This window comes from Afipia sp. GAS231 (assembly GCF_900103365.1).
Taxonomy (GTDB): domain Bacteria; phylum Pseudomonadota; class Alphaproteobacteria; order Rhizobiales; family Xanthobacteraceae; genus Bradyrhizobium.
The window spans coordinates 3,694,242-3,709,896 of the sequence record NZ_LT629703.1 but is presented as its reverse complement, the minus strand read 5'-3'; the positions used below and the strand labels follow the sequence as shown (position 1 = coordinate 3,709,896).

At 62.0% G+C, this 15,655-nt stretch carries 14 protein-coding genes; 7 read left to right on the top strand and 7 right to left on the bottom strand.

The window, feature by feature from the left end; all coding sequences use genetic code 11:
* Positions 1–68 precede the first annotated feature (68 nt).
* From mnmG to hemJ, 4 genes are all read right to left on the bottom strand, one after another.
* Positions 69–1,952 (bottom strand): tRNA uridine-5-carboxymethylaminomethyl(34) synthesis enzyme MnmG, encoded by a 1,884-nt coding sequence (mnmG, locus tag BLS26_RS17555; protein ID WP_092513153.1) that lies wholly within the window; start codon positions 1,950–1,952, stop codon positions 69–71.
* A 131-nt stretch (positions 1,953–2,083) separates the two neighbouring features.
* On the bottom strand, positions 2,084–3,409 hold the full coding sequence (mnmE, locus tag BLS26_RS17550; protein ID WP_092513151.1) for a tRNA uridine-5-carboxymethylaminomethyl(34) synthesis GTPase MnmE: 1,326 nt from the start codon (positions 3,407–3,409) through the stop codon (positions 2,084–2,086).
* A gap of 315 nt (positions 3,410–3,724) precedes the next feature.
* The gene (gene rho, locus BLS26_RS17545) at positions 3,725–4,990 is read right to left on the bottom strand and encodes a transcription termination factor Rho (RefSeq protein ID WP_074821153.1); all 1,266 of its coding nucleotides are present in this window, start codon (positions 4,988–4,990) and stop codon (positions 3,725–3,727) included.
* 257 nt (positions 4,991–5,247) lie between these two features.
* Positions 5,248–5,670, bottom strand: a complete 423-nt coding sequence (gene hemJ / locus BLS26_RS17540; protein WP_092513149.1) for a protoporphyrinogen oxidase HemJ — start codon at positions 5,668–5,670, stop codon at positions 5,248–5,250.
* Between the two features lie 449 nt (positions 5,671–6,119).
* Here hemJ and BLS26_RS17535 point away from each other — a divergent pair, with 449 nt between their 5' ends.
* From BLS26_RS17535 to dnaQ, 4 genes are read left to right on the top strand one after another with little or no spacing between them, the layout of a single operon-like run.
* A complete protein-coding gene (locus BLS26_RS17535) occupies positions 6,120–6,959 on the top strand; it encodes a pyruvate, water dikinase regulatory protein (RefSeq protein WP_092518175.1) in 840 nt (279 codons plus the stop codon).
* A 6-nt stretch (positions 6,960–6,965) separates the two neighbouring features.
* Positions 6,966–7,574 carry a nucleoside triphosphate pyrophosphatase gene (locus tag BLS26_RS17530; protein ID WP_092513147.1) on the top strand — a complete coding sequence of 203 codons (609 nt, stop codon included), beginning with the start codon at positions 6,966–6,968 and terminating at the stop codon, positions 7,572–7,574.
* A gap of 27 nt (positions 7,575–7,601) precedes the next feature.
* Positions 7,602–8,201, top strand: coding sequence for a dephospho-CoA kinase (coaE, locus tag BLS26_RS17525; RefSeq protein ID WP_092513145.1), 600 nt, complete (start codon positions 7,602–7,604; stop codon positions 8,199–8,201).
* Positions 8,202–8,232: 31 nt separating this feature from the next.
* Complete coding sequence (gene dnaQ / locus BLS26_RS17520; protein WP_092513143.1) at positions 8,233–8,934, top strand: DNA polymerase III subunit epsilon; 702 nt, start codon at positions 8,233–8,235, stop codon at positions 8,932–8,934.
* A gap of 28 nt (positions 8,935–8,962) precedes the next feature.
* Here the strand turns inward: dnaQ and secB are convergent, their stop codons facing one another.
* Entirely contained in the window at positions 8,963–9,451 is a 489-nt protein-coding gene (gene secB / locus BLS26_RS17515) for a protein-export chaperone SecB (protein ID WP_092513141.1), read from the bottom strand.
* A gap of 568 nt (positions 9,452–10,019) precedes the next feature.
* Here secB and BLS26_RS17510 point away from each other — a divergent pair.
* From BLS26_RS17510 to BLS26_RS17500, 3 genes are read left to right on the top strand one after another with little or no spacing between them, the layout of a single operon-like run.
* Positions 10,020–10,727, top strand: a complete 708-nt coding sequence (locus tag BLS26_RS17510) for a Tim44/TimA family putative adaptor protein (protein WP_092513140.1) — start codon at positions 10,020–10,022, stop codon at positions 10,725–10,727.
* Positions 10,705–12,285, top strand: coding sequence for a murein transglycosylase A (locus tag BLS26_RS17505; protein WP_371360887.1), 1,581 nt, complete (start codon positions 10,705–10,707; stop codon positions 12,283–12,285). The genes BLS26_RS17510 and BLS26_RS17505 overlap by 23 nt, the downstream gene beginning before the upstream one ends.
* Entirely contained in the window at positions 12,282–12,878 is a 597-nt protein-coding gene (locus tag BLS26_RS17500) for a Smr/MutS family protein (protein ID WP_092513136.1), read from the top strand. The genes BLS26_RS17505 and BLS26_RS17500 overlap by 4 nt, the downstream gene beginning before the upstream one ends.
* A gap of 95 nt (positions 12,879–12,973) precedes the next feature.
* Here BLS26_RS17500 and BLS26_RS17495 read toward each other — a convergent pair whose 3' ends face one another.
* Positions 12,974–14,098 (bottom strand): hypothetical protein, encoded by a 1,125-nt coding sequence (locus BLS26_RS17495; RefSeq protein WP_092513134.1) that lies wholly within the window; start codon positions 14,096–14,098, stop codon positions 12,974–12,976.
* A 201-nt stretch (positions 14,099–14,299) separates the two neighbouring features.
* The gene (gene hslU, locus BLS26_RS17490; RefSeq protein WP_092513132.1) at positions 14,300–15,604 is read right to left on the bottom strand and encodes an ATP-dependent protease ATPase subunit HslU; all 1,305 of its coding nucleotides are present in this window, start codon (positions 15,602–15,604) and stop codon (positions 14,300–14,302) included.
* Positions 15,605–15,655 lie beyond the last annotated feature (51 nt).

Genomic DNA, 15,655 nt, shown 5'->3' with positions numbered 1-15,655 from the left:
AGCGCTCCTCGCAATGACGGATGCTGGAGTGCGCCTTCGCTCCCCGCCCCGTTTCACGTGAAACAATCCTAGGCGCTGACCTTCGAAGTCTTCCGCCGCGCTTCGCGCCGTAGATAGGCCGCAAGAATTCCCAAGGCCGCGGGTGTCAAACCATCGAGCCGACCCGCCTGCCCCACGGTCCGCGGCCGTGCGGCTTCGAGCTTGGCGCGCGCCTCGTTGGAGAGCCCGGGCACATCGGCATAGTCGATATCGGTCAGAACCAGCCCCTCGTCGCGCCGGAAGGCATCGACGTCGGCGGTCTGGCGCTTCAGATAGACATCGTATTTGGCGTCGATCTCCAAGTGCACCGCGATCGATGGGTCAATGGCCGATAGCCCCGGCCAGATCCCCTGCAGCATGCTCCACTCGATCTCCGGATAGGCCAACAGCTCGAACGCCGAGCGGCGATGGCCGTCCTTGTTCAGCGTCAGGCCGTGCCTGGCGGCTTCGTTGGGGGTGATCGCCAACGATTTCGCCAACGACTTCGCGGCATCGAGCGCGGCCATCTTCGCGGCATGGCGCTCCGAACGGGCCGGCCCGACGCAGCCCAGGGCAATTCCCTTATCGGTCAGACGCTGGTCGGCATTGTCGGCCCGCAGCGTCAGGCGATACTCAGCCCGCGAGGTGAACATCCGATACGGCTCGGTAATCCCGCGGGTCACGAGATCGTCGATCATCACCCCGAGATAGCCGTCGGCGCGATCGAACACGATCGGATCGGCACTCCCGGCCATCAGGGCGGCATTCAGACCCGCGACAATTCCCTGCGCCGCCGCCTCTTCGTAACCGGTGGTGCCGTTGATCTGCCCGGCCAGGAACAGACCCGGCAGGCGCCTGGTCTGCAGGGTTGGCTCAAGCTCGCGGGGATCGACGTGATCGTATTCGATGGCATAGCCTGGCCGGACCATCTTGACCCGCTCGAGACCGGGAATGGTCGCCAGGATCGCCAACTGAACCTCTTCCGGCAGCGAGGTCGAAATGCCGTTGGGATAGACGGTGGAGTCGTCGAGACCTTCCGGCTCCAGAAAAATCTGGTGACCGTCGCGGTCGCCGAAGCGAACGATCTTGTCCTCGATCGAAGGGCAATAGCGCGGGCCGCTGCTCTTGATCTGGCCGGAATACATCGGCGAGCGATGTACATTGGCCCGGATCACCTCATGGGTCGCCGGCGTCGTGCGGGTAATGCCGCACTGGATCTGCGGCGTCGTGATCCGGTCGGTCATCACCGAAAACGGCTCCGGCGGCTCGTCGCCGGGCTGCATCTCGACCGCAGACCAGTCGATGGTGGTGCCATCGAGCCGCGGCGGCGTGCCAGTCTTGAGGCGCCCAAGGATAAAGCCTGCGCGCTCGAACGAGGCCGAGAGCCCCATCGCCGGAGCTTCGCCGACCCGACCGGCCGGCCAGTTCTTCTCCCCGAGATGGATCAACCCGCGCAGGAAGGTGCCTGTCGTAATGACCACGGCGCCGCAAGCGAGCTGACGCCCATCACCCAGGCGGATGCCGGTGACCCGGCCGCCGGAGACGATCAGTTCGTCCGCCTCCCCCTCGATGACGCTCAGATTGGCGGTTTCGGTAATCGCGGCCTGCATCGCCGCAGCGTAAAGTTTGCGATCGGCCTGGGCCCTTGGCCCACGGACGGCCGGACCCTTGCGGCGGTTCAGCATCCGGAACTGAATGCCGCCGGCATCGGCGACCCGGCCCATCAGGCCATCAAGCGCATCGACCTCACGAACCAGATGTCCCTTGCCCAAGCCGCCAATGGCGGGGTTACAGGACATCGCACCGATGGTCGCAAAACGATGCGTCACCAGGGCGGTCTGGGCTCCCATCCGCGCAGCCGCGCTCGCGGCTTCGCAGCCGGCATGGCCGCCGCCGATGACGATGACGTCGAATGAGTTTGGCCCGGAGATCATGGCGCGACTTCTATCCCGAAGTCGCAAAACCGGAAAGCTGGAAATGCCGCGAGAACCGGCGATTGTTTCACGTGAAACGCTGGTTCCAGAAAGTGTTTCACGTGAAACAGCTTCGCCAAGGACAGTGGTACCTATTTACCTACGCAGAATTCATGGAAGATCACATCGAGAATGTCCTCGACGTCGACCTGGCCAAGCAACCTGCCCAAAGAATGAACAGCGGTTCGAAGCTCCTCAGCTGCCAGCTCCTCGCCCTTGCCGACAACATCAATACAGCGCTGCAGCGAGGCCGCGGTTTCCTGCAGCAATTTTCGCTGCCGGGTCCGGCCGATCAACCCGCCCTCGTTGCCGCCAAAGAAATCCTGCGCAAAGCCGACCAGCGCGGCGATCAGCTCGGGCAGTCCGTCGCCGCGGCTGGCCGAAATCTCGAACCCGGCCTTCCCCTGCCCCTCGGCCATTGGCCGACCCGCGAGATCGATCTTGTTCCGCACTGGCCAAACCGGCGCGGCCCCATCGTGCACAATCCCGGCCTGCGGCGAATCGGCCAGCCATAGCACCAGGTCGGCATCATCCGCGCGCGCCCTCGCCCGGCGCACGCCCTCCTGCTCGACGGGATCGTCGGTCTCGCGAATTCCGGCGGTGTCGATCACCGTCACCGGATAACCGTCGAGATCGAGCTGCACCTCGATGACGTCGCGCGTGGTGCCGGCATGCGGCGACACGATCGCAACCTCACGCCGCGCGAGCTGATTCATCAGCGTCGATTTTCCGACATTCGGCGGGCCGGCGATCGCAACCACCAGCCCGTCGCGCAGCCGTTCACTTCGGCCCTGTGCCGCAAGGACCTCTTCAATTTCCGCCAGCAGCGTTTTGATTTTCGAAATCGCAGGCGCAATCAGCTCCGCCGGCACATCGCCCTCGTCCGAAAAATCGATACCGGCCTCGATCAGCGCCGACGCCTCAATGATCTGCGCGCGCCAGTCGCGCGCTTTGTCGCCGAGCAATCCCTTGAGCTGGCGCAACGCCTGGCGGCGCTGACGATCGGTGTCGGCGTGGATGAGATCGTCGAGCCCTTCTGCTTCGGTCAGATCGAGCTTGCCGTTCTCGAACGCGCGCCGGGTAAATTCGCCGGGCTCGGCGGCACGAACATTTTCGAACCCCGCCAGCGCCGCGAACAACGCGGCCAGCACCGCCCGGCCGCCATGGACGTGAAACTCCGCGACGTCCTCGCCGGTCGCACTGGCAGGACCGGGAAACCAGAGCACCACCGCATCGTCGATCGGCCGCTGGCCGACATCCCGAAGCAACACCCGTGTCGCCGCGCGCGCCTGCGGGATCTTTCCGCCAAGGGCGTTCAACAATGGCCTGGCTTGCGGACCCGACACCCGCACCATGGCGATCGCGCTGGGCGGCCGGCCTGACGACAGCGCAAAAATGGTCTGGTCCCGCGGATGCATCGCCTATTTGTGCAGGAGACCTTGAAAAGGCAACGCAATTTCAGCTTGGCCGGCGCAGCCGATCTGCAGGAAATGGCGCCGTCGGGCGGTCGCATGCTGCAGCATTCGCGCGGCACCTATGCTGCAAGATTGCTTCGCGGGCGCCCTCCCCGCCGCGAGATTCTACTGAAAGTCTATAATTATCAGATAGTTATTGAATTGGCTCCTCGGCCAAAACCCCACCCTCGTGCTGCAGTTTTGCCGCAGCAAAGTCCGCAACATGAAAAAGGGCGCCCCGTTTGCACGAGGCGCCCCGATCAAACCCGGCCTGACGGCTCAGGTATTCATGGAATCGAAGAATTCCGAGTTGTTCTTGGTGTTGCGGAGCTTGTCGAGCAGGAAGTCGATCGCATCCATCGTGCCCATCGGATTGAGGATCCGGCGCAGCACGTACATTTTCTTCAGGAGCTGCGGATCGGTGATCAGCTCTTCCTTGCGGGTGCCGGAGCGGGAGATGTCGATCGCCGGGAAGGTCCGCTTGTCCGAGACCTTGCGGTCCAGAATCAGTTCGGAGTTACCGGTGCCCTTGAACTCTTCGAAGATGACTTCGTCCATTCGGCTGCCGGTATCGACCAGCGCGGTCGCGATGATCGTCAGCGAACCGCCCTCCTCGATGTTACGCGCGGCGCCGAAGAATCGCTTCGGGCGCTGCAACGCGTTGGCATCGACGCCGCCGGTCAGCACCTTGCCGGATGACGGCACCACGGTGTTGTAGGCGCGGCCCAGACGCGTGATCGAGTCGAGCAGGATGACGACGTCGCGGCCGTGTTCGACGAGACGCTTGGCCTTCTCGATCACCATCTCGGCGACCTGGACGTGACGCACCGCCGGTTCGTCGAAGGTGGAAGACACCACCTCGCCCTTCACCGAGCGCTGCATGTCCGTGACTTCTTCCGGACGTTCGTCGATCAGCAGCACGATCAGATAACATTCCGGATGATTGGCGGTGATCGAGTGCGCGATGTTCTGCATCAGCACCGTCTTGCCGGTGCGCGGCGGCGCCACGATCAGCGCGCGCTGGCCTTTGCCGATCGGCGCCACGATGTCGATAACCCTTGCAGAAAGGTCTTTTCGCGTCGGGTCTTCGAGTTCGAGACGGAAGCGTTGATCAGGAAACAGCGGCGTCAGATTGTCGAAATTGACCTTGTGCTTCGACTTTTCCGGATCTTCGAAATTGAGGGTGTTGACCTTCAGCAGCGCGAAATAGCGTTCGCCTTCCTTCGGGCTGCGGATGTGGCCTTCGATGGTGTCGCCGGTGCGAAGACCGAAGCGGCGGATCTGCGAGGGCGAAACGTAGATGTCGTCCGGACCCGGCAGGTAATTTGCATCGGGCGAGCGCAAGAATCCGAAGCCGTCGGAGAGAACCTCAACGACGCCTTCGCCGATAATGTCGGTTTCTTGAATCGCGAGTTGCTTGAGAATGGCGAACATCAGCTCCTGCTTACGCATGGTGCTGGCATTTTCGACCCCGTTCTCTTCCGCAAACGAGACAAGCTCGGCCGGCGTTTTAGCTTTGAGGTCTTGGAGTTTCATTTCCCGCATTTGGGGTGGTCCTGTGGAGTATTTTGGGGAAGGGGTGCGAGGTGGCTTTGAGAAAAAGCGGACACGAGAAATCGAAGGTCCGCAGGTCTAAGCAAGGAAAGCGCCGGTGAGGCTTCAAACCTGATGCGGCGGCCGGTCCAATGAGGAAACCGGAGCACGACCACATCCGCCTGCGTGGGGTGGGATTTCGACAATATAGAAAATCGTCTGACGTTCTGCAAGCCGGTGAGGGGTGACAGGCCCCGCGAATGCGCGACCTAGAACGGCTTCACCACTACCAGGATAACGATGAGGATCATCAGCAGCGTCGGTACCTCATTGATAATTCGATAGAATTTCTGGCTTCTGGCATTCCGGTCAGCGGCAAAATCTTTCACGCAACGGGAAAAAAAGCCGTGCACCCCGGACATCGCGAGCACCAGCGCGAATTTGCCGTGAAACCAGCCGGACGTGTACCAGTGACCGCTCCAGGCGAGATATAGCCCCGCCAACCAGGTCACGATCATGGCGGGATTGATGATCGCTTTCAGCAGCCGACGTTCCATGATCTTGAACGTCTCCGACTGCCTTGAGCCGATCTCCGCCTCGCAATGGTAGACGAACAACCGCGGCAGGTAGAGCATGCCGGCCATCCACGCGATGACCGCAATCACATGCAGCGCCTTGATCCACTCGTACATCGCGATCGCCCTTGCCCGTCCCTGAAACCTTGCGGCCATTCCGGCGTTGCAGAAAGTCCGCCGCCAGCGTGGGAGCGAGACATATCCTCAATGCACCGCTTCTCTAAACTAATAATTCTAGAATCTTAGGTTAGAGTCTAAGTAGCGGTGAATTGGACTCACACTTATCTGTCCCAGCTTCCTGCCGGACTTGTTCACACTCATCACCCATTTTTTCCGCAACGGCCGGCTTGCGAATAACGCTACGTGCTTCAAGCGCTTGCGCCGCTCTGTGGTCAGGTTATGAAGAGACAAGTCCACATCTTCCCACTACCGTCCAAACCTGCGATTTGAGTTGTCCTTGCGGACGGCCCTGTGAAGAAAAGTCCGACTTATCCCGGACGTGGTGACCCAGGCCCGATTATCTCGGTTAAGCTCCACAGGGATTCACAGATTACACAGGGGTTTTGGTGCCCACGACCGGCAACTATTTTCATCTTCATCTGGTCTCCGATTCGACCGGCGAGACGCTGATCACGGTGGCGCGCGCGGTCGCCGCGCAATATGCCAACGTGTCCGCGGTGGAGCATGTCTATCCCCTGGTGCGGAGCCAGAAGCAGCTCGATCGGGTGCTCGATGAGATCGAGGAGGCGCCCGGCATCGTGCTGTTCACGCTCTTGGAAAAGGATCTGGTCAGCCGGCTCGAAGCCAAATGCAGGGATATCAATATTCCGAGCCTGTCGATCATCGGCCCGGTGATGCAGTTGTTCGAAGCATATCTGGGGGCCGCCACCACCGGGCGCGTCGGCGCCCAGCACGTCCTGAACGCGGAATATTTCAAGCGCATCGACGCCTTGAACTACACCATGATCCACGATGACGGTCAGCATGTCGAAGGCCTCGAAGATGCCGACGTGGTTCTGGTTGGCGTGTCCCGCACCTCGAAAACGCCGACCTCGATTTATCTCGCCAACCGCGGCATAAGGACTGCAAACGTGCCGCTGGTGCCGGGCATTCCGCTGCCGCATCAACTGGAAACATTGAAGAAGCCGCTGGTCGTCAGTCTCCATGCAACGCCGGAACGGCTGATTCAGGTACGGCAGAACCGGCTCTTGAGCATGGGTGCTGAAACCGGCAATGACGATTATATCGATCGCGAGTCGGTCGCCGATGAAGTGGCGTATGCGCGGAAACTCAGCGCCAGGTTTGGTTGGGCGCAGCTTGACGTGACGCGGCGCTCGATCGAGGAAACCGCCGCCGCTGTCATGAAGCTGTTTACCGACCGCCAGCGCCAGCGGCTTCCGGAATAGTCGTCGATGACCATCTGGCGCGGAAAACATCCCCTGATACTGGCCTCACAAAGCCGGGCGCGGCAGATGCTGCTCGGCAACGCCGGGATCAGTTTTGAAGCCGTTCCCGCCGACATCGACGAACGCGCGGTGCAAAGGAATTCCGGGCTCACTTCGCCCGGCGAGATTGCCGGTCTGCTGGCGCGCGAGAAGGCGCTGTTCGTGGCGTCGAAAAATCCCGGCCGCCATGTGATTGGCGCCGACCAGACGCTGGCGCTGGGAGAGCGGCTGTTCAGCAAGCCATCGGGCAGGGCGCAGGCCGCCGAGCAATTGCGGCAGCTCGCCGGCAACAGTCATGCGCTGCATTCCGCCGTTGCGGTCGCCTGCGACGGCAAGATAGTGTTTGCCGATGTCAGCGTCGCCACCATGACCATGCGGCCGTTGAGCGACAGCGAGATATCAGCCTATCTCGATGCGGCCGGCGAGGCGGTGACATCAAGCGTCGGCGCTTACCAGCTGGAAGGGCTCGGTGTGCATTTGTTCGAGCGCATTGACGGTGATCACTTCACCATCCTCGGCCTGCCGCTGCTGCCCTTGCTGGGGTTTCTGCGAAGCGAGCGGCTGCTCGGTATCTGAAATCTTTTTGAGGAAGCGGCGATCTCGATGCGGATCCTTGGACTAACCGGCTCGATCGGGATGGGCAAATCCACCACCGCAAAACTGTTCATGGAGGCGGGTGTTCCGGTTTACGACGCCGATGCGGCGGTTCACAAAATCTATGAAGGCGAGGCGGCGCCGGCGGTCGAAGCCGCATTTCCCGGCACCACGGTTGACGGCAAGGTCGATCGCGCCAAACTGTCCGCCAAGGTCGTACACGATCCCGCTGCCATCAAGCGGCTCGAGCAGATCGTTCATCCGATGCTCGGCGCCTCCCGCCAGAAATTCCTGGCTGCCGCCGAGCAATCCGGCGCACCCGTCGTGGTGATGGATATTCCGCTCTTGTTCGAAACCGGCGGCGAGAAGCGTGTCGATGCCGTGGTGGTGGTCTCGACGTCGCCGGAAGCCCAGCGTGAGCGAATTCTCGCGCGCGGCACCATGACGCATGAGGCACTCGACGCCATCCTGGCGCGGCAGTTGCCCGATGCCGAAAAACGCAAGCGCGCGGATTTCGTGGTGGATACCTCGCACGGACTGGACCCGGTGCGGGCGGCGATCCGCGACATTCTGGCCGAGGTCGTTAAGATGCCGCAGCGGCGGGCCTGATTCGCCTTAGATCCAATTCCCCGAAGAACCCATGCGCGAAATCGTTCTCGATACCGAAACCACAGGCCTCGATCCCTTGCGCGGCGACCGGCTGGTTGAAATCGGTTGCGTCGAGATTTTCAACCGCATGCCGACGGGGCAGACCTACCACTGCTACATCAATCCCGAGCGTGACATGCCGGCGGAGGCCTTCGCCGTGCACGGCCTGTCCGCCGAGTTCCTGTCGACGAAGCCACGGTTCACGGAAGTGGTGGAAGAGTTCCTGGAATTCATCGGCGACGCACCGCTGGTGATTCACAACGCGTCGTTTGACATCAGCTTCATCAACGCCGAGCTCGATCGGATCAAGCGGCAGCCGATTTCCCGCGACCGGCTGGTCGACACGCTGCTGCTGGCGCGCCGCAAGCATCCGGGCGTGTCAAACCGGCTGGATGATCTCTGTTCGCGCTACGCGATCGACAATTCCCGCCGCACCAAGCATGGCGCGCTGCTCGACTCCGAGCTGCTGGCGGAGGTCTATATCGACCTGATCGGGGCACGGCAGTCGCAGCTGATCCTGGCGTCCGAAACAAGGGCGAGCCAAACCAACGGCATCGGCGAAACGCCGCGACGGCAGCGCGAGGTTGCCCTGGCGCCGCGGATCACCGACGCTGACCGCGAAGCGCATCGCGCCTTCGTGGCCACGTTGGGTGACAAGCCGATCTGGAACGAGTTTCTCGGCGCGGCCGGTTAGCCCGGACCTGACTTAGCCTAGATTTGGCTTAGCTCGGCTTGGCGCCGGAAGCGGCCTGCTCGGCAGCCTGCCGTTCCATATTCTGACGGTACAGGCCGACGAAATCGACCGGATCCAGCATCAGCGGGGGGAAGCCGCCGTCGCGCACCGCAGTGGCGATGATTTCGCGCGCGAACGGGAACAGCAGCCGCGGGCATTCGATCATGACCAGTGGATGCAGGTTTTCCTTCGGGACATTCACGATCCGGAACACGCCGGCATAAGCGAGTTCGAAACTGAACATCACCTTGCCGCCGTTTTCGGCCTTGCCCTCGATCGAAAGCGTTACTTCGAACTCGTTTTCGGAGACGTTGTTGGCGCCGACATTGATCTGGATGTTGATCGCCGGCTGCTGCTGCTGCGGCGCCAGGGAGGCGGGGGCGTTCGGATTTTCGAACGACAGGTCCTTGGTATACTGCGCCAGCACGTTGAGCTGGGGAGGGGCCTGCTCGGGAGGCGCGCCGTTACCGTTGGTCATGAAACTCTCTCCTGAAGCGCTGGCGAGCGGAGACCGGATCTTCGTCTGAATTCGCTCGGAGGGCGGGAATGCCTTTGCCGGGCGAGTGGCTATCATAGCCCCGCCTCATTCCACAAGGACGACGGGCCGGCGCGAAGTGGGGCTGACGGCGATTTGTGACGGATATGGCTAATCCGGCTTGGCCGGCCGGCCCGCTGAACGCCTAAATAGTTGAATATACGTGATTTCCGGGCATCATCGGGTTTCCCCTTGAGGTCAAAACGCGCTACACTTCACCCGCGCCAAAACCCGCGCCAAAACGCGCCATTGGCTGGGCAAAGTTTCATGCCTACATGCTGCAGACTCAATTGAAGATGTAATCTCTGCCGTTCCCCGGGGTAAACTCTTAAGGAAGACGTGTAAGAGGGCCCCCAAGAGCGTTTTCGAGTGAAGTGGCCACCGGTTCACATCAAGAAAACGCATCACAACTAAAGACCAGAGCCGGGTTCTGATTCAATCAGAACCGGGCGCTACGGAACACTCGACCGCCGGGCCCGTTACCGGCGTTAGAACCAGAAAGCGAATAGACGTGTTCGATATTTACACCATCATCTTCCTGGCGCTGGCGGTCTTTATTTTCCTGCGCCTGCGCAGCGTGCTCGGACAGCGCACCGGGAGCGAGCGGCCGCCCTATGATCGCGCTGCGCCCAATGTCGTGCAGCGTAGCCAGGACAACAACGTCGTTCCGATGCCGGGCGCCGTGATCGATCAGGCGCCGCTGGCGCCGACCCCGGATGTGGTGCCGCCGACCGACCGCTGGAAGGGCATCGCCGAGCAGGGCACCCCGCTCGCGCAGGGCCTCGATGCCATTGTCGCCCAGGACTCCTCGTTCGATCCCAAGCACTTCATCTCCGGCGCGCGCAGCGCCTACGAAATGATCGTGCTGGCCTTTGCCAACGGCGATCGTCGCGCGCTGAAGGACCTGCTGTCGTCGGAGGTCTATGACAGCTTCGACGGCGTGATCAAGGATCGCGAGAAGCACGAACAGAAAACCGAAACCCGCTTCGTTTCAATCGACAAGGCCGAACTGGTGGGCGCGGAAGCCCGCGACCGGGCGGCGCAACTGACCGTTCGTTTCGTGTCGCAGATGATTTCGGTCACCCGCGACAAGACCGGCACCATTGTCGATGGCAACCCGGATAAGGTCGCCGATATCACCGATGTCTGGACATTCGCCCGCGACACCACGTCTCGCGATCCGAATTGGAAGCTGGTTGGCACGGGAAGCGCGGGCTAAAGCGCACAGCCTTGCAGGGCTTGAACTTGCAAGGCTTGCGATTGGCGTGATGGCTTTGGCGTTGTCGATTGCTGCCTCGGATGCGTTTGCCGCCCGCCATTCGCGCGCGCATTCCCGTTCGCGTCTGCCTGAGCCAGCGCCCCGTCAACTGCCATACCCGCAGCTTGAACTACCGCTTCAAATCGCCGGCACCCAGTATGCGCCGGTGGCCTGGTCCGATATCGCGGGCTGGAGCGAGGACGACCACCTCTCGGCGTACAAGGCCTTTCGCACCAGTTGCAAGCCGATCGCGGCACAGACCGGCGCGCCATCGGATTCGAAAGCGCTGGGCACGTCGCTGCGCGATCCCTGCCGCATCGCCAAGGGCCTCGATCTCGCCGACAGCGCCGCGGCAAAAGCCTTCTTCGAGCAAAATTTTCTGCCGCTGCGGATTTCGCGGCTCGGCGAAGGCGAGGGCTTTGTCACCGGTTACTACGAGCCTGTCATCGACGGCTCGCGGACCCAGAACGAAGTCTACAATGTGCCGGTCTATCGCCGTCCCTCCAATCTGTTCGTCCGGGGCACCAACCAGAATTCGGTCGGATTGCCCAACAAGGGTCAGGTGTTCCGCAAGATCGGCCGCCGCAAGCTGGTGCCCTATTACGACCGCGCCGAGATCGAGGATGGCGCGATCGAGGGACGCGGTCTCGAAATCTGCTGGCTGAGGAACCAGACCGATTTGCTGTTCTCGCAGATCCAGGGCTCCGCCCGCGTCAACCTCGACGACGGTTCGACGCTGCGCATCAATTACGATGCGCATAACGGCTATCCCTATACGGCGGTCGGCCGCATCCTGATTGACCGCGGCATCATCCCGAAAGATCAGATGTCGATGCAGAAGATCCGGGAGTGGATGGAGCAGAACCCCGAGGGCGCCAACGAGTTGCGTCGGCAGAACCGGTCCTACATCTTCTTCCGCGAGGTGCAGCTCTCCGACAAGGACGAGGCGGTCGGCGCCCAGGGCGTGCCGCTGACGCCGGGCCGCTCGATCGCAGTCGACAAATCGCTGCACGTCTACGGCACGCCGTTCTTCATCGAAGGCCAGTTACCGATCGAATCCGAAGTGTCGAAGACGCCGTTTCACCGGCTGATGATCGCGCAGGACACCGGCTCCGCGATCGTCGGCCCGGCGCGCGCGGACCTTTATTTCGGCGCCGGCAGTGATGCCGGAAAGATCGCGGGCCGTCTCAAGAACAATATGCGTTTCGTCATTCTGGTCCCGAAGAGCCTCGATCCCGCGGCGCGCGGACGCCTGGTGCCGGTGCCGGATGCGCGACCGTCGCAAAAGATCGCCAAGCTGTTTCCGCAAACCGATCCGCTGAAGGACCCCAAAAATGCAGCCCCGGCGGTGACGCCACCGGCGGCAGGCTCGACGCAAAAGCCGGCCACGCCGACCGCCCAGGCCCCTTCAACGGCTCAAGCCACGGTCGCAAAACCAGTGCCGCTGCCGGAAGCGCGGCCTGCTACCGCGCCGGCTTCAGAAAAGTCCCGCCGTCGTCATCGTCGATACCGCCAATGAAGCGCCGGTCTTCGAGCCTGATCCCGGAATTGCCGCTGCCGCCGCGGCGCAAGCGCGGCCTCAGCGCCGAGGAGCACGCGCTGTGGGAAAGCGTGGCCAAGCAGGTCAAGCCGCTGCGCAAGCGCCACCGCGCTGCGAAGGTGCCGGTCGCTTCGCCGGAGACCGAGGCCAAGGTCGCGCCGAAAACCATCGCTTCGCCCACGCCGTCCGCGCCGGCGCCGATCATTTCTCCGCCAAGAGCGGAACCGCCGCCGCTGGCGCCGATCGGCCGCCGCGAGCGTTCGCACCTGTCGCGCGGCCGCAAGGAGATCGATGCCCGGCTCGATTTGCATGGCATGACCCAGACCCGTGCGCACCGGGCGTTGTTTGGCTTCCTGCAGCGCGCCCATCATGACGGGCTGACTTTCGTGCTCGTCATCACCGGCAAGGGCAAGCTGGGCGCCGGCTCTGAACGCGGCGTGCTGCGCCGACAGGTGCCGGAATGGTTGAGCCTGCCGGAATTCCGATCGATGGTGGTCGGATTCGAGGAAGCCGCGATCGGCCATGGCGGCGAGGGCGCGTTGTACGTACGGGTAAGACGTTCGAGATTGTAGCCCATAGCGTTTTCAAGCGAAGTGGGTACCGGTTCGCATAGCAATCAAGCTTGCGCAGATTGCGTAGACTTATCTGCGGTAGAAACGCGTCAAAACTAAAACGGCCGCACGATCCCGACGCGTGGAATCAGCGTCACGATCCAGCCGAACACCATCGTCTTTCGATCGTCCGCTGAAATCAGCGGCACGTCCTGTGACGCCGGCAACATCTTCACCGCGTGCAGGATCAGGAACAGGCACACCGCCCAGTTCGAAATCCACCGGGAATAATCGAACACCATCGCGAACATCACGAGATAAGCGAGGCTGATCACGGCGATCGCCGCGGTGACGATGTGGCGGTGGGCGTCGACGCTGAGGGCTGCGATCAGGGCGCGAAAATATCGCCACAGCGGCGTATGCAGCCAGATCAGCAGCGCGAACACGGGAATGCCGAGGGCATTGTGCGGCAACCGTTGCCAGGTATCCGAAACTTCCTTGGCCAGCGGCTGGTACCAGATGTAGGCAAAGCTGAGCAGGTCGTTCCGTGACGGGTCGGCCATCCGGCTGCGCAGATAGGCCGTGAATTCCGGCTCCGGCACCGCCATCGTGCCGCTGAATTGCGCGGCAATGAACAGCACGCCGACGGCTGCGAGCAGGGCCAGGCCGACGGCCACGTTTTGCCGGCTCACGCCCTGCACCAGGTAATAACGCAGCACCACGATGGCGGCGATGGTCGGCACATACATCAGGAGATGGATGTGATGGATCAGAATGAGAACGGTCGAGAACATCGCAGCGAACAGCACATAGAAGAGCGAACGCGCCGGAATCAGCAGCAGAACAATCGCGAACAGGCAGCCATAAATGTCGAAATGGCCAAGCGTGTGCATGAAATTCTTCAGGAAGAACGGCGAGCCGGCGACGAAAATGAACAGCGGCCAATGCTTTTCATCGAGGCCGAACGTCCGCCGGAACAGGTGGACGAACAGGCCCGCCGTGAGCAGCCAGACCGCGCCGCCGAGCGCGAACACCAGCCACACCGGTACCTTGGCCTCGAACAGGCCGACGATGGCGCCGATCAGCGCGCGCTTGGTGAAGCCGAAATGATAGTCGACCAGCAGGTGAATGTAGGGGACGAAGGGCGGCAGCGTGATCTTGTGCCAGAAAACTCCGAGGATGACGGCGGCATTGACGGCCAGCATCAAGCGCCAGGGATTTTCCCACACCCGCAAATTCATTTGGCACCCGAAACGATCAGATCAGATGCGGACTATCACACAGCGAACATGTGAGGCGCAATTATTACAGGTGTCGTCCCGGCCTTGAGCCGGGACCCATAACCACCGCTGTTGATGTTGAACTGGGCTGGAGCCACAGCCGAAACAATCACAGCTATTTGTGGCTATGGGTCCCCGCGTTCGCGGGGACGACGAGAGAGTCTACAAAATAAACCGGCTCAGATCGGCGTTCTTGGCGAGGTCGCCGACGTGCTTTTGCACATAGTCGGCGTCGACCTTGATGGTCTCGCCGTTACGGTCGGGGGCGGCAAACGAGATTTCGTCGAGCACGCGCTCCATCACCGTCTGTAGTCGCCGTGCGCCGATATTTTCCACGGTCGAGTTGACGGCAACCGCGACGTCGGCCAGCGCATCGATCGCGCTGTCGGTGATGTCGAGCGTCACGCCCTCGGTCTGCATCAGTGCAACATATTGCTTGATCAGGGAAGCTTCCGGCTCGGTCAGGATCCGGCGCATGTCGTCGCGGGTCAGCGCCGAAAGCTCGACGCGGATCGGCAACCGCCCCTGCAGCTCGGGCAGCAGGTCAGAGGGTTTGGCGATATGGAACGCGCCTGACGCGATGAACAGGATGTGGTCGGTCTTGACCGCGCCGTGCTTGGTCGAGACGGTGGTGCCTTCGATCAGCGGCAACAGGTCGCGCTGAACGCCTTCGCGCGAGACGTCGCCGCCGGTGCGGCCATCGCGCACGCAGATCTTGTCGATTTCGTCGAGGAACACGATGCCGTTGTTCTCGACCGCGTTGATCGCTTCCTGCACCAGCTGATCGCTGTCCAGCAGCTTGTCGGATTCCTCGTTGATGAGAATTTCGTGTGAGCTCTCGACCGTCAGGCGGCGGGTCTTGCTGCGGCCGCCCATCTTGCCAAAGATGTCGCCGATCGAAATTGCACCCATCTGCGCGCCCGGCAAGCCCGGGATTTCGAACATCGGCAGGCCGCTGCCGGACGATTGCGTCTCGATCTCGATTTCCTTGTCGTTGAGCTCGCCGGCGCGCAGTTTTTTGCGGAAGGAATCCCGCGTTGCCGGGCTGGAGCCGGGCCCTACCAGCGCATCGAGCACGCGCTCCTCGGCGGCCTGTTGCGCGCGGGCCTGGACATCCTTGCGCTTGCGTTCGCGCACCTGTGAGATCGCAACTTCGACAAGATCGCGGATGATCTGCTCGACGTCGCGGCCGACATAGCCGACTTCGGTGAATTTGGTGGCTTCGACCTTGATGAAGGGTGCACCGGCGAGTTTCGCCAGCCGCCGTGCGATTTCGGTCTTGCCGACGCCGGTCGGCCCGATCATCAGGATGTTTTTCGGCAGCACTTCTTCGCGCAGATTGCCGGTGAGCTGCAGCCGCCGCCAGCGGTTGCGCAGCGCGATCGATACCGCGCGCTTGGCGTCGGACTGGCCGACGATGTAGCGGTCAAGTTCGGAGACGATTTCGCGGGGAGAAAATTCGGTCATATTTCCTAGCTAGGGCTCGAAGGTCGTGAGAACAAGTCACATTTCGTGGCA